The organism is Butyricimonas hominis (assembly GCF_014287455.1).
Taxonomy (GTDB): Bacteria; Bacteroidota; Bacteroidia; order Bacteroidales; family Marinifilaceae; genus Butyricimonas; species Butyricimonas muris.
The window spans coordinates 116,791-137,864 of sequence record NZ_JACOOH010000004.1; the positions used below are offsets into that span (position 1 = coordinate 116,791).

A 21,074-nucleotide genomic window follows, 5' to 3' on the forward strand; every position below is an offset into this window, starting at 1 on the left:
TAATCCAATTTTTTTTCATAGATTTGAATGTTTAATTATTCCAAGTAATTATTCACAAATAACAAGGGAGTATCCGGGCCAAGGGCTCCCTTTTTCACTTTTTATATATTGTAATTACACGTTCCTTAATAACAAACCGAACATCCCCACCAATCTCAATGTAACGCAAAAAATTTCGAACATCATCATATTTTCTCAAATCACCCGAAAAACGCAAAAACTTACACTCTTCACTAGCAAAAAACACCGTCACATCATAATTACGTTCCACCGTTCTCATTAACTCCTCCAATGTCATATTATTAAACACGTATAGTCCCTCTTTCCAACCTACATACTCTTTCAAATTCACTTTTTGAACAATCCAATCCTCTATAACAGAACCGGCTATAATTTGATATCCGGGACGCAAAACGGTATTACTTTCAGGATTTTGATTACTTCCAAATTGAACGGAACCATTGACTAATGTTGTTACCACACATCCCTCATCTTTATAATTACGCACGTTAAATTCCGTCCCCAATACCTTTACAGTTCCCCGTGAAGTACGCACCAAAAAAGGCTTTTCACTATTTTTGGTTACCTCGAAATAAGCCTCTCCTTCCAGTAAAAATACCTCCCGTTCTTTCCCGTTAAATTGAACCGGATATCGTAATTTTGAATCCGCATTAATCCAAATCTTAGTACTATCCGACAAAACCAATGCATACTCTCCTCCTCGAGGTACACAAAGGTCATGATAAATCATTTTATGCACATCTAGCGAATCAGAAGCCGCATACACCACTTGTTTTTGATCTCGAATTATTTCTGTTTGATCACTCAAGGTTATTTTTCCCTCTTCGGCACCTAAATACACTCGCTTCCCGTCATCCAACTCGATAGATGCTTTAAAAGCAATCGGGTGTATTAATTGAGTCTCCGAGTTCTGATCTTCTTTTTCGGAATTAATAACATGCCAATAATAAATGCCCCCCACTAAAAATGGCAATATCAAAACAGCCGCAACATATCTTATCCGCCTTCTCCAGATTTGACGCTGTTGCCCGCGCACATACACTTTAAACTCACTGTATGCCTTTTGAGAAGAAAAACGAGACGGTTCCTTCAACCAAGCAACCACTTGTTTACGATCAGCTAATTCCTTCCCATTATTTAATAAAGCGGGTTCATTAATTAGCTTTTGAAACTCTTCTCTCTTTTTCTCATCATTTTCATTTAAAAAGTTCCGAAGAACTTCCTCTACAATTTCAAATACTGTAAATCCGCAACGCTTCATACATTCTTTTTTGTATATAAAATCCAAAAAAGAAAAAAAGCATAACAGGAAAAAAGAAAAAAATTACAAGAAAAAATAGAGAGCGATGATCCAACGATCACCAAGTTGCTCTTTTATAAATTTATATGCCCTGTATTTTTGCTGCTTTACAGTATTAATGGTAACCCCCAATTGCTTGGCAATCTCTTCCCCACTCATATTTTCCATACTCATCAATATAATTCTTCGCCGCTCCGCAGGTAATTGATCAATTAAATGACGCAACTTACGCAACACTTCTTCTCTAACAACACTTGAGAAATCATCCTCGGTCATCTCCTGTTCCATATCACACCACATTTTCAATCTCTCCTGCTCCGTATTCTGCTCCCGTAAATATTTTAACGAATTATTCGTTCCTGCCCGATACAAATAACTAATCAATGCTTTTTCATTCTCAAAAATGACCTCAGAATCCCAAATCTTTAAAAATATTTCTTGCACAATATCCTCTGTAACCTCCTTATTTAGCAAAATACGATAAACATGATTACATAAAGGTTCATAATAAGTCTTGTAAAACTCTTCCCATGCTTTTTTAGCTTTACAATTTATTCCCACGATTAATTTCTTATTACTCTCCATACAAAAAACATTCTTCCGAGGCAAATATAGAGAATGCAGAACACTTTTCCTCTAATTATCTCTCAATTTAACATTCTAATGTTTTAATATTAAAATATTGGATTTCCAGACGGAAGCCAAACTGGTGGACACCTTTGGCACTGGTTAGCTTGTACCCGTTAGAATATACCCATGCTAGACGAACAAAGAAGCCCGGCGGACAAATCCGCCGGGCTTCTTTAAAATCACTATCGTATCTTATTTAATTATCTCTACCAGAACGCAACGATTCCATTCATCCTTGTCATAACGGGAGCTAACACCTTTATGGTCTTTCACGACACGTTTCTTGTTAATCCCGTATTTATCGATAAACATATCCGCAACCGCATTTACGCGTTTTTCAGAAATGTACATATTCGCTTTCTGGGTTCCGCGTTTATCAGCGTAACCGGTCAAACGAACACGAACGTCAGGATTCTCTTTCAAGAATTGAGCTAAATTATAAATACCCACCTCTTGGGTTGCATCAATCTTGTAGCTATTGAAAGCGAAATTAATCGTCGTCGGCAATGCCTTGTATTCAACATCCGTCTTCGTTGTCGGCACCTCTTCTTTTACAATTTTCACCACGGTATCCGGGGCTCTTCTCAACAATTCCTGAATTTGTGCCTCTTGCGCTTTTGTCAAACTCTGAAGCTCCGCATATTGTTTGTGGCTAACGGCTTTCTTGAAAGAACGATTTTTAAATCTAAAGGTAACACCCACGCTTAACCCCATAATTCCATCATTGGGAAATCCTCCGCGAACCACAAGGTCATCATCTAAAATTATCCCGGAGTATTCCAGATTCAAATCAAAACGTTCGCACAAGCGGAAACGAGCCTGTACTCCGGCATTAATCGTGAAAGACTGGTCACTGCCAATGAACGCACCACCGATTCCGGCAAACGGAACCAAGTCAAAGCAACGATTCTCGTTGTATCGACCGAAGAAATTCAACAACCCGAACATGAAATCCCCGTGAACAGCCCCGTAATGCTTGTGCAACATGGTTTTCCCGTTATTCTGGAAGCCGTGTAACGCACCTCCCAAACCTTGTACTCTCACTCCCCACCAAGGTGCAAACCATTTACCGACAGACAATGCCGGCATAAAAGTCAACCTATCCCCGAATTTAGCATCAGTAGAACCTTCTGCATAAAGAGTCTGAGCGCCAAAATTCATAGAAACAAACCAATTATCCCAAAAATTATTGGTTTCAAAAGATGTTTTGTAACCGGGTAAATTCTTTTCTTGATTAGATTGTGCAAACGTGGAGATGCACAACATCAACATACATGCAAACAATAAATTCTTTTTCATTTTTAAAATAATTAAAGTGTCTATTCGTGTAACATTCCTCATATACAAAATTCGAAAAAACGCCGCAAAATTAATAAAATTCATTCATTTCTCAATACCACGAATAAAACAACTAAAAAACTTTACACCTACCGAAAACCCACTGCAATCCTACCCAAATAATACCCTAATCATACCCTGTCCCCGTGCGTTCCCCGTTCATTCTATGGACATCCTATTATCTCCCATATAGAAACCCCGGAGATTGACAACACCTAAAGCATCCCCATGTACTTATTACCCTAGGTCTTGGGTAGGAGTACAGTAGGTTTTCGATATGTCTAAAGCAGTTAATCTTCCACGCAACGGATAAAACAAGCATCACTTTTTTTATCCCCTCCTTTCTTCGCAAAGACATTAGCGTCATCTAATGAGTTAAAATCAAAAGTAAAATAATTTATATCCCAAGCAACTTTAGAACCCGGTTCCACTTTATTATTCAACCAATAAACCGCCCCCGGTCGCCGGAATAGATCATAGAATAAAGGATTATTTTTGGGATTGGGGTAATAATCTATTCTCCCGGAAGCATATCTAAGTACACCTCTTCCATTAGTATTCTCATTAAACGGAGTACCACCCCACGGCTCATAATCATAGTTCCTTCGGTGCCCATATCCCGATGCTCCTACAGGAAAAAACACATGCTTACCATTAGTCTTATTATACACGAAACATCCTCTCATTCCATAGCCGCTAGCTTGCCCATCTGCACCGATACGGTATTCATAAACGTCCTGAATACTTGCGCGAGTATCATTAGCCTCATCACCATAAAGCACCCCATACCCCTGTTGGATATTTGCATCATCAAAAAGAGCTTGGTAATCCTCGTACTTTGCAATTCTTGCTCCATTTCCTAAATTCACCTTCCACGTGGGAGATGTGTCAGAAGTTCCAGCATCTATCTCTCCCCACAGCAATTTTTTTTCACTCCCCACTATTGTAAATTCCTTATCTTTAGCATCTTCAAAATCTTCTTTTTTAACATTAGTCCACGGGGTTCGAGAATTTACCTGATTGGATGCCGCAATGGGCTGCTCCAAGTTATCAAAACGGAATAAGGATCCCTCGTCAAGAGGATTAGCAGCCTCTCGCGTCTCGCTAACTAAATTGCGGGTATGCCACTTCGCACCATCGCTCACAAGTTGCACCGGGGCATCTCCCTGCGTCACGAAAATCAAGTGTTGGCAAGTATAATTATGATAGTCTACACGAATAATCGTGTGACGAGCCTCACCCTCTTTGAGTTTCCCTTTAAAATTCACGGTGAACTCGATAGGACTTCCCGTCTTTCCTACCACCTCCTGACCACCATTGAGTGTAATAAAATCATCCCCTTCAAAAGAAACTCCATCCACCTCTTGGGGAATATAAGCCCGCCAAGGTCCTTCGGATGGGAAAACTTCAAACTCGGTAGCCTCCTCTTTAGGCAATCTCATCAATTTCACGTGAAAGGAAGTCGTGTTCTCCGCGCTTCGATAAATTCCCTTGGGATTGACAACACGTCGCACCTGAAAAATCTTTGCCGTATCTTTTAATATCTTTTCACCCCTCTCGTCATCAAACTTGATTTTCGCGGTAAATTCCACTTCTGCACGGCGTTGATAGGCTACATAAGGATTATTACCGGTATAAGCTGTACTAATAATCATCTGTTTAGCTCGGGTATACAACGGAATCTTCACATTGACGGTTTTATTCCCTTCGGTAGGTTTTATACTATAATTACCATTATCATCATCAACGTACTCTGTTTGTCCCTCGCTTATAGTGTAACTCCTTTTTCCCCTTTCTTTACTATTATAGTAGTGTTCATTACCAGCAGTATTATCCTTAGTTCCAACATACTCCACGCCAGCCGCCTCATTTGCTTGGTCAGAATCAATTGTCAGCACTCTGGCAGTGGTCTTGCGAAGCGACAGAAAACCATTCCAAGGTGCATTTTCAGCACTGGACGTCACCGCACAATCATACTGCCTCGCATAATCCAGTGTTGAAGCCCCCTCCGGAGCCCAATTGTTGAATATAATTCTCGCATCCAAAGACAAAAGTTTAGCCCCGGCAGTATTGATTTTTAGAGGGAAATCCATGGTACGATTATAAAGATAAGAAATGTAATAAGGCTGCGGCACTTCAATACCGGGTACTTCCTCTTCATACTCGATATGCCAATCCACATCGTTCGCAAACTTATTGAACTTGAGAGTTAATTTATAATGATAGTTTCGTTCAGCATTATAATCCTTGATCACGTCTTTTCCTAGCATAAAACGATAGACTATATCGCCACTCCCCACGCGTTCTTCATTAGAGGACACGTAATATGCCCTTACCTCTATATAGGTTCCCGAGGGCTTCGCATCTTTATAAGCCTTATCATCTTCCTTACCTCCTGTCGGGTAGCTTACCGAGGAATTGTTACCACTTACATCTTGCCGCTTATCACTTTCAGTTCCTTCCTCTCCCTCTCCCTGCATATTCTCGAAGAAGTAAAGCGCCTCAACAGTCTCTCCATGAGGATCTTTTTCATTTTTATCCGGATTTGCGCTACTGTATTTAGGAGTTCCTTTCGTGATTCTCGCTTTATAATTAGAGTTATAAGTGGTGTTGCCTTCGGAATAATCGATTAACTCCCCATCCTTTATAAGAGCAGCTTTATCTTTTGTAATATCGGGAGCATTCTCTTTTCCTAAAAAACAAGTAGCCGGAATATCCTTGATTTGTACTGATTTTAAATAAATGTACACGTTCTCGTTAAGATCCGTCCCATCGTAAGCCACGGTCACTTTCGATGCCGCACGACGCACCCATGCGTACAACTTCGTCGTATTTTTATTAATAAGCACCGTTCCATCCGTGGCATCTATCTTTCCATCCTCTGAAAAGTGACCGAACATTTGACTGTTCTTTGCCACATCTTCGGCAACCCAGTTAAAAGATATTCCTTTCAATCCATCCCGAGTCTGAATAGCGTCTTTATAAATATCAAGTTCCAGATCCAGATTGGCAACCGCATAAACATAGTACCGTCCTTGAGGAACAGCCCGTTTAAATGCTGCACGAGAGGTTTTCGATTCAGCATAGGGTCCACCTGTTGTAAGGTCATTCCTGCCAATTGTTGTCTCCGTGAAACCTTCAATCTTGTACTTCTCGACCAACATTCCATCCTCCGAGTACAACAACATCCATAAACTGCTAATCTCTTTTATCGCATTCCCCGCTGTTCTACTCGCTCCATTTAAGGCAGGAACCAATGGTTTAAATTCCACGGTAGCAGTCACCACACTCTTGGCTCCGGGAGTAAAATCATCTTCTTCTCCCAACGGTTCATCCTCGCAAGCGGTAATAAAGATGAACAACATACATAAAAGACTATATATTATATCCCGTTTCATATCTCCTTAAGTTTTCAGTTTATCCCGAAACCCGGTTCGAGTTCAACTTCTCTATAAGGTTCAACATTTACCTCGAACTCTAAATTCTTGTTATTAATCGTGATATTAACCACGACATGCGTGTTTCTCGGGAGTTTTCGAGGTAAATTTTCGAGAACCCCTTCCATGTTGGCTCCGTTCACCTTGATTCCCACGGAATACGCTCCCTCGTGTTTTCCCTCCAGCAAATAAATAGGCTTCAAAGCGACCTCTTTATTAACAGGTAAAGAAATCTCAAGCCCCTCTTGTTTGTAATCGTATTCTTTGGCAAACGAAGGTATATCATAAGTTTGTATCGCTAAATATTTATTGCCATCAATTTCCTCGTTCTCGTATTTCGCGTTACGCGGCAAGTAATACTCCTTGTCCATCATATTTTTGATAGTCAATTCGGTTAATTTGCTATCTTTCGAACCTTTATTCGTGATTCGGAACGAGAATTTCACGGCACTCCTCGTCACGAAAAGCTCACACTCATGATCCTTTTTGGGTACATACACCCAATGACATTCGCTCATAGGCAAAGCCCCCTCCAATTGCCCGGAAGGCATGTCCAACCGGACAGTCAATTCGGAAATCTCTTCTGTCGGGAATACTGACCCAACTGCCATGCTTTCAAGAAAACTTGTTAAAGAAACCGATTCATCGCTATCTCCATGACCGACCTTGATTTTCTCGTTATCCTCGTTCACGAAAAGGTAAATCTGTTTCCATTCCTTGCTAACCACCTTCAAACGTTCGCTCAAGCGTTCATTCATTACGGCTGGCTGAGAAAGATTCATAAGGCCATTTTTCTCGACTATACCATTCTCTCGCACCACGACAACACGCAACTTTTGCATCTTCTCGTCATCATTTGCAGGCCCTGCATCTTCCTTAACACCACGAGCCAAGGTTTGAGCCACGTCGGATAACGCCACACTGATATCGAGATTCACTAGAACCTCTTCCCCGGCATCTTCCTTCGTATCCCGACTACACCCTCCTGCTAACAAGGATGCCGTTAACCACAATATGATAACATACGCAACCTTTTTCATTATCATATCTCTGCATCATTGATTCTAACCGTCCAATCATTAATCTTTATCTTCGTTTTCAGCCACGTGTGATCCTCATCAAGAAAAAACAGCATCGACCACTCGCTCCTTCGGTCCAAGAACTCCTGTTTGTCCATATCTTTATGAAACTCGCTCCTGAACAAAAGCAAGTAATTGTTCAACGGGATGTTCACCACTTCCTCGCCATCCTTCCGGCGAATCACGAGTTTCGGGCTATTTTTAAGCATCAGCCGTGAAGTCGAAAATTCCGCGTACGCCTCGATAACCTCCTTGCTTCCCTCCATCACTCCCGTCGAAGCTTGTCCTCGAGCCCAAGGGGTATACGTCTCGACTCCGTTCGGGATCAAATCGTTATCACAAGCAAACAAGGTGTTATCATCCGTGATCTCGAAATCAAAATCCTTATCATCTACCGGGTCTCCGTTCATCTGTTGCAACATGATTCGGATATTGTTGGTATTCTTCATCATCTCTACCACGCCCTCTTGATACAAGTCGGCAGTGGCAAGCGTTAGCTGCCCCCAGTACATATCGTGCAACTTTTTCCGGTCGGGATTCGTCAAACAATCCACATCCATCTTTGCCCGCACATCGCTATACTTGCACCCCGATTCCGGTGTCCGTACCATGGAAAAAGAACTTTTCCCGCAAGCCATCCCCCCGTAAGCCACGAAACGATAATTCCCCGGTTCGAGGTCCAACGTCATCCGAAAACCCTCGTCACGCAGTTCCGGTCCTGTCACCACACGGGTACCCACGTGATTGCCTTCCTCGTCATATATATAAAGTGTCAAGCAATCCACCTTCTTGGGGAAAGCGTTGGCAAACTCCATGTTGTAGTCGTAGATAAAACGAAGCGATACCCCGTGTGCGCATGGATCAAGATCTTCATATATTTTCTCGCACGAAGAGAAGGCAAAGTTCATCGATGCGACACAGAGCGTCGCACCGATGATTCTTGAAACTATATTTCGTTTTCTACTTTGCATGTCGTTTCTTAAAATTCGATATTATTTACACGAACTACCCAAGGCAACACCTCAACGGAAAGCGTCAGGTAAACATCGCCTTTTTCGTCAGGATCTTCCGGGTCAACAGGGTCCGGATCGTTATCCGAAATGCGCGGGTGACCAAGACGATCAATTTTAGTAACAGCAAGCTTATATACATTGTTACGTACCACGGCAAACTCCATTGGCCCCATAATCCCGTTATTCACGTTATCATTATGACGAACCCAATAGAAATAATAGCAATAATACCCGGCAGGGTCATCCCCCTCTTTACTAGACTGGTAAATAGTAAACAGAGAATTTACTGCAGCTGCTCTAAACTTTTCCCAATATTTCATGTCATTTATATTGGCATGATTATTTTCTTCATGCCATGCATTCCATAAATAATCTGGGCTATTTATATCTTTACTATAAACAGCAGGTTTTGTTACCTTACCATCATTCCCCACTTCCTCTACACAAATTTCCTCAGCGTTTTCAGGCACCCCAAATACAGCCTTGTAAAATTCTTTATTAGCTTCGGGTCTTAAAGCAGCAGCACGTACTTCTTTCCAAGTCACATAAATATTCGTCAAATACGTGTAAAGAATATCATCTTTCATGGACTCTCCCGTAACCTTGGCAAGAGCTTTAGTCAAAGAAGTCTCAGGCGCACTCTCGGGAACGATCATCTTCCCTTTAAAAACAATTCCAGTAGTAATTCCCTGTCTTTGTTTTAATGCTCCGGGAATAGTGTTTTCCGTCACATAACGCCAAATCTTATATTCTTTATCTTTATACTCGTCTTTTTCAGCGTTATCAGCCAATATCTTAGCAATATCATGAACATCCCATTGGGCACGTGCATTTTGGTCTATTTTCCACGTTCCATCCACCACAGCACCAAGGCAATAATCAAAATGATCTTTATAGCTATTTATATCTATATTATCACCGTTTTTATACTCGGCATCCGTGTCTACCACATAGTTCGTCGCAGTTTCCACACCACACATATCACAGTCTGCATCCAATCCGGTTGAGGACACGCGACGCAAGTAGTAAAAGTTTTTACTCATGTTCACCAATGCAATCTTTTGCAATTGAATTTGCATAATGGTATTTCCTTCTTGTTTGACAACATCATAGGTATTATTATTTCTACTTCCATCTTTAAAATCAAAACGAGCAACAGAACGTTCTACTTTGATAGCTCCAGTTCGACTATTATCAACTTCCTTGTCGCTACCATAATTGTTCCTCCCAGATAAATCGAACGCGTTACTTTCGGCTGTATAATCATCCCAATATTCCAATTTTTTAGGTAATTTCTTTTCCGCTATTATGGCATTAGACATCAAAAATTTATTTTCTGCCCAAACCTCTTTCGTTATTTCGGCACTCTCATTTACCCAATCTACAGATCCCTCTTGTGCCTTTGCAATCGTATTTTTTAAAGCTTCCGTGGGATTACAGAATACATAAACGTGTATTTTATCATTTACTAAATCCTTATTGGGATCTGTATTTTTACTATAATAATTAGCTAAGGTCGATTTACTAATTTTTTTGGTCGTGTTGAAAGACGACGAAGGCAATACTTTGATGGCATTATCCGTTTCTTCCACTATACTCTGAGCGATAAATTTGTCATCTATTGTTGCCAACACGAGCAAAACTTCTCCCACCTTGTTCTCGTAATCCTTCCCCATTTCCTCTCCATCAGTACTACCTCCTTCCGGTTTTGTTTCACTGCGAGCACCGATCCCTCCCCCGGCAGGAAGTTGTACCGAAACATTCATGTAAACGGCATCTTTAGATCCATTCAGATCCCCGTCTGAATCGTCACCTGTAAGGGTGTCATTGCTACACCCGGCGAACAGACCCATCACGAGAATGCTCGCGAAATAATTCCACATTTTTTTCATCTTTCCTTTTTATTTAAATTGGTCATTTTTTACTTCTTCTACTTGGCGCAAAGCATCTTCAGCCTCGGCTATGCCCTCTCGGGCTGCCTCGGCGAAAAACCTCATCGCCGTTTCATAATCTTTCAATAGTGCGGCATAGACCCCTCGGGCATAAACTGCTTCCCCACGGTCACCCGCCTTATCCAAGTAACGAGCAGCTCCCTTCAAGTCGCCCTTCGCCATGGCGGCATTGGCAGCATTTAAGTTAGCGACCTCATCCCCCGGGAACATCCGCACCGCAATCTCGAAAGCCTCGTTGTACTCGTCACCGCCCGGCTCCAAACCTTGCGCGGCAATATACAACTCCCGAAGGCTCAATTTCTGCGGTTGCGTTTTCATGATTCGACGTATCTCTTCAGCACTCGTGTAAGTACGTACCACGTATCGCACCACGTAATCCGAATGCCGCAAACCGGGATACACGTTCTTCAGTAGGAACTGGTATTCCTCCGGATAAGTCGATTTTATCATCTTCTCTTTAGCATCCGGCTCCACACTGGAATGGATAAGCGCCAGTATCGCATCACGATTTCTCAAATTCGTGCTGTCCACGTAAGCCTCCAACCCTGCCCAATCTTCCGGCTCATAGGAAGTCAAGAGCACGCTATCCGGGAAGTGATACAACTCCCGTACGTACGTTTTCAATGTTGCCGTTCTTCCCTTGGCAAGACGGGTATTATTCGCGTAAGTACCCTCGGGCGAAGCGTATCCCTTGATGCTTAACGAAGTGATACGGACATCCGGATCATTCCGCACCACGTCTATCGTCTGCCTGATCTTCCGCAATTCCGACGGGTTTTTCCGGTAGTCCTCGTAAATCTCCGTGCGATTCACCGGGAAATCGATATAAGCGGAACCTTTCACCTCCCGCGTCTTCACCGTCTCCACCTCCGGGGGCAAGTACACGAACACCGGGGTATAAACCTTCGGTTCCATCCGCAACAAGGGTACCCGACTGTCCTCCCCTTCGCCACGGCAACCGCAAGCACTCTCGTCTATCACCAGCGTCGCCTTAGACATCCATCCCTCGAGCGGCAATGCGGCCCGATAACGAATCACTTTTGCCTGTCCGGCGCGTTCCAGCATATCCCCATCCGACACGGGAGTATTGCGCAAATGATAGAAATAACGGTTCCGTCCCGCCACTATCACAAAGGGTAACTGAACGCTATCCCGATCGCCTTTTAATACCGGAACAAAAAGCAATTCCCGGTTAGTGGCAATATCCAAAGCGGATACATCCAAATCCATCGAAACAAACAAGGCATTCTCTCCGCGCACCACGTCGAGATTCCTCACCACGACCTGCCCGTCGGCAAGTTTCTGCCCACTCACGTTTGCCCCGAATAATATCAACATGATAAAACACCATATCTTTCTCATAACCGTCCTTTTTAAAACAAGTAAACCAAATTCAACGCCGCTTTTGTCGGTCCCACGTAATGATGCGACCGCCCTTTTGCCAATCTCGTCCCGCACTCGGCACAAGGATACACGTCATAACGCATGTAAATGTACCCCACACCGATTTCCGCCTCGAAATTCCAATGCTTGGAAAGTATCCACGAGTGACCGTAAGCTACCCCGGCACCTATAAACCAACCTTGATAACGACGATCCGTCAACTTGGAGAAATCAGTCCCCAGAAAAGAGATGCTGTTTTTCAAGTTACCGATATTGTACTTTCCCCCTAACGCGTGTGCACCTAAAAAATGTCCAGCGAAACGATCACAAAACCAGTAACGGGCTTCCGGTTGCATCATCCAATGCTTCCACTTACGGTTGCCCGATATAGTCCACCCGTTATAATTACCCGAAAGATCAAACGTCCACCTCGTGGCTAAACGAAACTCCACACCGGCATTAATCGTTGCCGTTGCATCATACAACAAGTTACTCTTTACCGCCATCTTTTGGCATTTCACTCCCGTGCTGAAAAAAAGCCCAAAAAGCAAAAACACGCAAAGCTTTAAACTCATTTTTCCCATATTCAAGATTCATCGTAATTTATACACCCAACGTAAACCTCATCGAACTGTAACCCAATTTAACAAGGCATACTTAACAAAATAAATAACGCCATTCAGCACCCATGTTAAACATCTATTTATCAATCAAATTAAACTCACAACTCGAATCGCATTAAACGATCGTTAAAAGAGATTGAAAAAAAAGGGTTTAAAAGAAGTGGTTTTAATAATTATAAAATATCTATATTCGTGTATGTACCAAATTATTACATGAAAATTTTGCATTGTCATAGGAACGTATTAATTTTGTATCATAAAACGATGGTTTAAAAATAGCCTCCCCAAAAACACAATTATATATCAGTCAATAATGCTTCAATATAGGAGTATTATTGAATAATAATGTTTTAACAAATCAAAAAACAACCTACTTTTTTTTGATCATCATTGCAGATTTTAATATTTTTGCAGACACATAAAATATCAAATTACGAGGATAGAAATTCTATACAATTTTACAAGCGAAGAAAATATATTGCCATAATGATACACGAAAAATCCTATCTTATTTTCAAGTGCGTGGTTATGCTATTTGCATACTTGGGATTTACATCGGCACTCATACCCCAAACAACAGAAGCCAAAGAGCAGCGACGTCTACTTATTATCAATTCCTATAACGAAGGAGCTCCATGGAGTCAGGAATTGATCACTCCTATCACAATGCAAACAGCCCAGACCGCGGGAGTGTCTGCCGAAATAATTCACATGAACGGCACGTTCATCCGTAACAAGACATTATTCAAACAGATGGAAGACGGCATTTTCACCCGTTTCGAAAATAAAAGACCTGACTATCTGGTACTGATCGGTAACATGGCTTTTACTTTAAGAGATCGTATCAAACAAGAATGGGGAGATATCCCGATGATATTAATCGGTAACGAGGATTCATTCGCACCGAACGAATATTATTACACGGGTGGCACTCTAAATTTAATGGACTGTAAATTAACCCCGTTATCCCAAGTCAGAGAGCAATACAATTTCGCGTATATCGAGATACCGCTCCTATACGAACAAACCATCGACATGATGGTACAAATGCAGCCACAAATAAAGAAAATCGTTTTCATCGCGGACGAACTTTACACGAATCGTTATCTGGACAGACTTGTTCACGCATATATTTTAGCAAAATACCCTACCCTCGAATACGAGTGGCTCGTGGGTAACGATCAAAACGCCGAACACTTGCAAGAATACTTGGTCAGCCGGGATCTGACAATCGGTTTACTTTTCTCCACTTGGTTCTATGAACGCAAAAACGTGCACGGCTTCCCCACGCTCATTTCCGGGGATACACGTATGATTTCCGCATCCCCCCATCCCGTTTTCGCCCTACGAAGTGCCTATCTTCAAGATGGTGTTCTTGGCGGTTATTTCCCCGAGCGAAAACAAACACAAGAAGCTCTTCCGGCACTTGTCATCAAAATGCTGGAAGGGAAATCCATGCGCAACATTCCTTTTATCTATTCTACAAAATCCCACCCCGTGGTCAACTACATTCAACTAGTCCAAGACCACCTTTCCATTGAAAATTGTCTGCCGGGAACAAAGTTTATCAACAAACCGAAAACCCTATGGCAACAATATAGCTGGCAGATCATCATCGGTATCATTATCCTCGTGTCGCTGATTATCGTTGCCATCTTGAACTCCTTGTTCCAACGCAAGAAACTCGCCCTCTTCAAGACACACAACATACTGGTACGCAACATGCCCATCTGTTACGCACAAGCCGCCATCAATTTCAACAAAGACCGTCACGTGACACGCTTGACTTACCATTCCACGAACGAGTCATTCAACACGCTAACCAAGCAAAACACGGATAACGACCAACAGCATCCGCTTTTCCCCGTGGAATATATTTCACCTTTCATCGAAACCGTCTTCCAAAAAGAAAGTTCGGTCACGTTCACGCATTATTTCAAACAAACCAATACTTTCTATGAATTCATCATTTGCCAGTCGGCAGAAGAAAACGTGATTGATATCTTCGGGCTAGATGTCACAAGCCGAAGCAAAGCAGAGAATGATTTAAGAGAATCGGCGAGAAAATTGGATATGACATTGAGCGTGGCACGTATTATCCCGTGGCGTTGGGATTTGAAAAATCACAAAATAGCCTGCGAGGTACAACGTGTACTGAGCCACATGAACTTCACCAAGCAGGAAGGCTCGACTCACTCGATACATATCATCGAAGAAAGCGAATACTTCCAAAGAATACACCCGGAGGACGTTGCCCGGGTAAAGCAAATACACCACGACTTTTTAAACGGGAAATTACAATACACCAAGGCAGAATTCCGCATTGTTTCTCAAAAAGCGGGAAAAGAACACATTGATTGGCTGGAAATCAACGCCGCCGTGTCCCAATGCGATAATACCGAGCACCCCACCGCTCTTATCGGCTCATTGCTATTAATTACCGAACGCAAAAAACAAGAACAGGCTCTTATCTCGGCAAGGGAAAAAGCGAAAGAATCCGACCGTCTGAAATCCGCCTTCCTCGCCAACATGAGCCACGAGATACGCACGCCATTAAACGCTATCGTGGGATTCTCAAACCTGTTGACCACGACTGAAGACGAAGAACAGAAACAACAATTTATAGGAATCATCGAGAATAACAATCAATTACTGCTACAATTGATTAATGACGTGCTCGATTTGGCAAAAGTAGAATCGAACACGCTCGATTTCAATTACCAATCTACCGACTTGAATGAACTCATTCGTTCCGTGGAAAGCACCGTACGCCTGCGAGTTCAGCCGGGGGTAATATTGAACTTCACTCTCGGGGCTGCCGATTGTTACATCCAAACAGAACCCAATCGTTTGTCCCAAGTATTGATAAACTTACTGACAAACGCCTGCAAATTTACCCCCAAAGGATGTATCACTTTCGGTTATGAACTGCAAGAGGATGAAATCCGCTTCTTCGTCCGCGACACCGGATTAGGCATATCACAAGAAGGACAAAAACGTATTTTCGAACGTTTCACCAAACTGAACGATTTCGCACAGGGAACCGGGCTCGGTCTCTCCATTTGCAAAAGCATCGTTGAAAAAATGTCAGGTCGTATCGGTGTAGAATCTGATGGTGAAGGCAAAGGCAGCACCTTCTGGTTCACCATCCCATACCTGACTGCCACTACCGAAGAAAGCAAACCTGTTATTATAGAAATACAGAAAGAATGCATAAAACAGAAAGATATCACAATACTGATAGCGGAAGACAATGAAAGCAATTATTTGCTGTTTCAATCTATTCTCGGCTCAAAATACAAACTTATCCATGCGTGGAACGGACAGGAAGCAGTTGAATTATACCAACAACACAAACCTCAAATCATCATCATGGATATCAATATGCCCAAAATGGATGGTTACGAAGCCACGCGAGAGATAAGGAAATTCTCTGATTCGGTTCCCATTATCGCTGTCACGGCATATGCTTTCGCCTCGGATAAGGAACGAATCATGAAAAACGGATTCAATAGTTATGTATCCAAACCCCTAAACGCGAATAAACTGATACAAGAACTCAAAACAGCACTAAATTCAAGTTTCACGCTGGTGTAAACACAACGAAAAAGGACTATTCAACCCTCCCCCGCAAACAGGGACAGTTGAATAGTCCTATACTTCATCTTGATACTTTAATTATCTCTTCTTCCTTCGATACCCGACAACAATACCACATACAATAAAGCACAAGGGGAAAACGCCCAAGAATCCGATTCTTACCCAAATCATGGAAGGTAATTCCATGGAAACGGAAGTATCCTGCGGATCGGGACGGCGGGTATTAATTGGGAATTCTCCGCCACTGAGCCAACGGAAAGATTCCGTGATCAGGGAGTAATTCGAAGCATCGATACCCTTGCGGAACATCATTAATTCTGCATTGCTGATACAATCGGCATCACCGAGGATTATGATTCTTTGTTCTTTACCGCCGCTTTGCCGATCTAACGCCAAGGCTGTCGGGTAAGCCTGTCCGACGATTCCTGTTCCGAGAGAAAGGGGGGCTTTCAGTTCAGACGCCCGTTGTACACTCGGTTCATTCCAACAACCGGAGTCTGCCGTGGTTAAAATCGGTTGCACCCGGAATCCTTTGTCGGTCGTGTAATCCAAACCGACCGCCCCCGGCATAGTAATTTTATTTTTCTTCTTCAACAATCTCTCGTAAGCGTACGTCATCTCCGCGGCGGCCTTTGTCACATCACATTGGATGAGGTCAACGTTAAAATCTTTCGTGGGTTGCACGAGCATTCCCGGCATAAAACGAACACCAAACGGTTCTACCAAGGGATTCATAACAGCCTGTCGACCGGGCTCTCCGGCAATAATCAGGTTTCCTCCTCTAGCAATATACTGGTCGAACGCTTGCTGTTCCTGCTCAGTGAAAGGAATCCGCATATCCGCAATCACGAGGATATCGACATCCACTGGAATAGTCCCTCCACGGGACAGATCAAGAGAAATAACATCGAATCCCTGATTAATCAAAGCGTAACGGAAAGTTTTGTTATTCGCAAAAGAGAAATAATCCCGGTCACCGACATTATTCACATCCCTTTCCCCGTGACCGGTGAGGAAAGCCACCTTGGGAGGTTTCACGATCAAACGTTTCATGGCAGCCGAAATTTCAGCTTCCCGGGGGAACACGAGTTGATCTTCGAAAAGTCGAAGGAAGACTTTCTCCCCGTTATCCAAAGTCAGTTGACGCACGAAACGGTACCCCTCGGGAGCCAAATCTATCTGTTTTTTAATCTCTTCCGGCGACAAAAACATATCGATATTCAATTTCTGAATGTCAGTGTATTTCATGGCAACTTCCCGGTCGCTCAATCCCGGATAACGAACACGGATATTTTCATTATCAAGCAAATAGTAATAGACATACTTCAATTCAATGTTCGATTTGAAGCGTATATATTGTTTGAAGTTCTCCATGTCACCTTTTACCCGTTCCGGCATCCCGTAGGTACTATTCACTCCCAACAGGTTCACGTAAGTAGTTATGGTTAGATCTCCCTTCATGTTTGCCAGTATATCTTGGCTGCCTTTCGTCAGAGTTTGCGTTTTGTCCGCCGTCATATCGTGATATAACAACCATCCCGGACGGGAAGTCAGATAGCCTGCAGCGACAACGACAGCTACCACGGCACAATATCTCCCGATGGAAACCCATCTGCTCCTTTTTGCCCGATGTCCCTCGATTTTCATGATCGAGAGTGTCAGGAAAAAAGCAATCACGATAACGAAATAAAGCAAATCTTCACTGCATACCAGACCATTGATAAATTGTGTCGCACGCCCTTTAATGGATAACCAATAGGTGATTTCCCGTACAAATTCTACACTCTGACCCACCTCTCCGATAAAGTTCAACACGATTAACACGGCCAGTGTTCCCATCGCCGCCACCACTTGGTAAGAGGTTTGGCACGACATATATAAACCGATAGACGCATAAGCACACATCAACAGGAATAAACCCAGCAAACCGGAAAAGAGTAAACCGAAATCATAGGAAGGTACGATACAAGCCACGAAAAGATTAATTACCAGCAGCACACCTACCAGCAACAAACCGTAAACCATCATCGAAATGAATTTACCCCAAACGATCTGCCCCGCCGTCACCGGAGAGGAGTACAACAATTTCACGGAACCACTTCCCAATTCCCGACTCATCAATCCCATGGTGAGAAGCGGGATGTAGAGATACAGATTCTGCTGGATCGCGGTGAACATTCCCGTCATCCCGGTCAACAATGCCGTCGTGATACTGTATTCTATCGGATCACCCAGAAATTGTTGACGAAGAAAAGCTTGAAGCCACTGCACGCCACTACTACCCGCTTGAAAAACAAATATCACTAGTATAAACCACGCCACGGGTGAATAGAAAAGAGCTTTTAACTCGTTCCCCGCTATTTTTAATATTTTTCTCATACTCTAAAAATTACCGTATTATCTCCGTCTTCTTTTTAACCAAATCCCGATATATCCCAACACGAATAACCCGGGAAGTACCCACAACAACCCGACACGCACCCACGTCATGGAGTCCTTCGTGAGTTCCAACACTTTGTCTTGAGGAGAAATCGCACTTAACACCAAAGGGAATTCCTCGTAACTCAACCACCGGAACATTCCCGTGATCAAGTTGAAGTTCGCCGCACGCACGCCACGCCGATTCATCAACAATTCCGCATTGCTCATGCAATCGGCATCCCCAAGGACAACCACCCGTTGTTCCCGGTCACCGACTTGCCGGGTAAGAGCCAGCAAAGTCGGGTATGTCTGTTCCACCTCGCCCGCCCGGACATTCAGCACCGCTTTCTCGTCCGTGAAGTTCACAGTTTCCAACTCATTCCAACTGCCCTTGTCATACGTCGACAGTACAGGGGCAACCCGGAATCCCGCGGTAGTATCATAGCTCATTACGGCTGTTCCGGGCATCGTGATCACGTAATTATTCCGGAATAATCCCCGGTATGCGGTCATCACGTTGACCCCCGGTTCTACAAAACGACAGATCAATAGATCGTCGGCATAACTACCCGTGGGTTGTACCAAAGTTCCTTGTTCAAAGCGCACGCCCAAGGGACGAGTGATAGGATTCATCACTCCGGACGTTCCCGGCTCTCCGGCTATAACAAGATTTCCACCTCGCCCGATGTATTGATCGATTTTTTGTAATTCATCCTCGCTTAGAGGTGATTGCACATCCGCTATCACCAGAACACTTACTTCTTCCGGGATAACGGGAATTTCTGCCAGAGATAGACTTACCACGTCAAAACCGTTATTTATCAATGCATAGCGGAAACTACGATCTTTCGTGAAACTACGATAATCTTTATCCCCGGCTTTGTTGATATCCCGTTCGCCATGTCCGGTAAGGAAATACACCTTCGGGGATTTCATCACCAAACGTTTCATCGCGGCAGATAGTTCTGCTTCTCTCGGATCACGACTTCCGTCTTCAAAGATGCGCAAAAAGGCTTTTTCACCGCTCGCCCGCTCGATTTGCCGCACGAAACGGTATTCTTCTCCCGACAGATCAATCTGTTTGTCGATCTCTTCAGGGGTAAGAAAACGCTCGATATTCTGCCCGTTCAGCGTGGCAACCCTCCATGCCTTTTGTTTCAAATCAAGATTCGGGTACAACTCATTCAATGCTTCATTCCCAGCATCAGCGTAGTAATAGACATACTTCATTTCGATCTCCGGTTTGAAGCGAATGTATTTTTTGAACTTGGCTTTATCACTATTCGCCATAGCGGGGAAAATCAGATTGCGTTCATCATCCAACAGATTCACGTAGGTTGTGATCGTCATTCCCCCGTCCAGTTGTTTCATGATTTCCTGACTTTCGGCAGTCAAGCTATTAACCTTAATGGAAGAGGCATCATAATAACACATCAATCCCGGACGGGACGTGATATACCCCAATAACATCGCCACGACGGCTACACCCCCGTAACGCATGGCAGCCACACTCTTGGTTCTCTTCGTTTTCCCAGCTTGAATTTTCATCACAGAGAGCGTGACGAATAACGCAATAACGATCAAGAAATACAACACGTCTTCACTGCAAATCAAACCGTCGATCAATTGATCTGAACGACCGAAAATGGACAGCCAGTAAGTGATATCCTGCACGAACGGAATCCCCTGCCCAATGTTCCCCACGTAATTCAAGAAAGTCAGAACCGCCAACGTGGCGACAGCCGCCACGACTTGATAAGACGTCAGACAGGACATGAATAAACCGATTGCGGCATAAGCACACACGACCAGATAGAAGCCCAAAATACCGGAGAGTAACAAAGATATATCAAAATGAGGCACGTGCAGAATGGTGAAACCCACGAACACAAGTACGATCGCTACCAGAATCAAAGCATATACCATCATGGAAAGATATTTCCCGAAAATAATCTGGAAACTGGATACCGGCGAGGAATAAAGCAATTTGATAGAACCACTGCTAAATTCCCGACTCATCAATCCCATGGTCAACAAAGGGATATATAAATAAAGATGCCCCAGCATATTCGGGAATATTCCCCACGCCCCGGTCAACAATTCTTTAGCGATACTGTACCATAACGGTCTGGAGAACTGTTGCATCAACATGATATCTATTACTTTCACGTACTGCATTCCCGCCTGTACCGTGAAAATAATCAGGATTAACCAAGCTATGGGGGAATAGAACAGAGTGCATAACTCTGTCGCGGCAATTTTTAATATTTTTCTCAT

The 21,074-nt window shown here is 43.2% G+C and carries 12 protein-coding genes; 1 reads left to right on the forward strand and 11 read right to left on the reverse strand.

The window, feature by feature from the left end:
- Nucleotides 1-94 precede the first annotated feature (94 nt).
- The 9 genes from H8S64_RS09565 to H8S64_RS09605 all read right to left on the reverse strand — a co-directional run bounded on the left by H8S64_RS09565 (nucleotide 95) and on the right by H8S64_RS09605 (nucleotide 12,737).
- Nucleotides 95-1,282 carry a FecR family protein gene (locus H8S64_RS09565; RefSeq protein ID WP_186975901.1) on the reverse strand — a complete coding sequence of 396 codons (1,188 nt, stop codon included), beginning with the start codon at nucleotides 1,280-1,282 and terminating at the stop codon, nucleotides 95-97.
- Between the two features lie 63 nt (nucleotides 1,283-1,345).
- Nucleotides 1,346-1,906 carry an RNA polymerase sigma factor gene (locus tag H8S64_RS09570; RefSeq protein WP_099291727.1) on the reverse strand — a complete coding sequence of 187 codons (561 nt, stop codon included), beginning with the start codon at nucleotides 1,904-1,906 and terminating at the stop codon, nucleotides 1,346-1,348.
- A 237-nt stretch (nucleotides 1,907-2,143) separates the two neighbouring features.
- Nucleotides 2,144-3,250, reverse strand: coding sequence for an OmpA family protein (locus H8S64_RS09575; RefSeq protein WP_186975902.1), 1,107 nt, complete (start codon nucleotides 3,248-3,250; stop codon nucleotides 2,144-2,146).
- Nucleotides 3,251-3,579: 329 nt separating this feature from the next.
- Nucleotides 3,580-6,687 (reverse strand): DUF4906 domain-containing protein, encoded by a 3,108-nt coding sequence (locus tag H8S64_RS09580; RefSeq protein WP_186975903.1) that lies wholly within the window; start codon nucleotides 6,685-6,687, stop codon nucleotides 3,580-3,582.
- A 14-nt stretch (nucleotides 6,688-6,701) separates the two neighbouring features.
- Complete coding sequence (locus H8S64_RS09585) at nucleotides 6,702-7,772, reverse strand: hypothetical protein (protein ID WP_186975904.1); 1,071 nt, start codon at nucleotides 7,770-7,772, stop codon at nucleotides 6,702-6,704.
- Entirely contained in the window at nucleotides 7,769-8,776 is a 1,008-nt protein-coding gene (locus H8S64_RS09590) for a FimB/Mfa2 family fimbrial subunit (protein WP_186975905.1), read from the reverse strand. The genes H8S64_RS09585 and H8S64_RS09590 overlap by 4 nt, the downstream gene beginning before the upstream one ends.
- 8 nt (nucleotides 8,777-8,784) lie before the next feature.
- Nucleotides 8,785-10,710: an Mfa1 family fimbria major subunit gene (locus tag H8S64_RS09595; protein ID WP_255469496.1), complete on the reverse strand. Its 1,926-nt coding sequence runs from the start codon at nucleotides 10,708-10,710 to the stop codon at nucleotides 8,785-8,787.
- A gap of 9 nt (nucleotides 10,711-10,719) precedes the next feature.
- Nucleotides 10,720-12,132, reverse strand: a complete 1,413-nt coding sequence (locus H8S64_RS09600; protein WP_186975906.1) for a DUF3868 domain-containing protein — start codon at nucleotides 12,130-12,132, stop codon at nucleotides 10,720-10,722.
- Between the two features lie 11 nt (nucleotides 12,133-12,143).
- The gene (locus H8S64_RS09605) at nucleotides 12,144-12,737 is read right to left on the reverse strand and encodes a DUF3575 domain-containing protein (RefSeq protein WP_436231463.1); all 594 of its coding nucleotides are present in this window, start codon (nucleotides 12,735-12,737) and stop codon (nucleotides 12,144-12,146) included.
- A 567-nt stretch (nucleotides 12,738-13,304) separates the two neighbouring features.
- Between H8S64_RS09605 and H8S64_RS09610 the strand changes: the two genes are divergently transcribed.
- A complete protein-coding gene (locus H8S64_RS09610; RefSeq protein WP_255469497.1) occupies nucleotides 13,305-16,373 on the forward strand; it encodes a response regulator in 3,069 nt (1,022 codons plus the stop codon).
- An 81-nt stretch (nucleotides 16,374-16,454) separates the two neighbouring features.
- On the opposite strand, the gene H8S64_RS09615 is transcribed toward H8S64_RS09610, so the two are convergent.
- Both H8S64_RS09615 and H8S64_RS09620 read right to left on the reverse strand, forming a co-directional pair.
- Nucleotides 16,455-18,755: a Gldg family protein gene (locus H8S64_RS09615; RefSeq protein ID WP_186975909.1), complete on the reverse strand. Its 2,301-nt coding sequence runs from the start codon at nucleotides 18,753-18,755 to the stop codon at nucleotides 16,455-16,457.
- A gap of 18 nt (nucleotides 18,756-18,773) precedes the next feature.
- Nucleotides 18,774-21,074: a Gldg family protein gene (locus tag H8S64_RS09620; RefSeq protein WP_186975910.1), complete on the reverse strand. Its 2,301-nt coding sequence runs from the start codon at nucleotides 21,072-21,074 to the stop codon at nucleotides 18,774-18,776.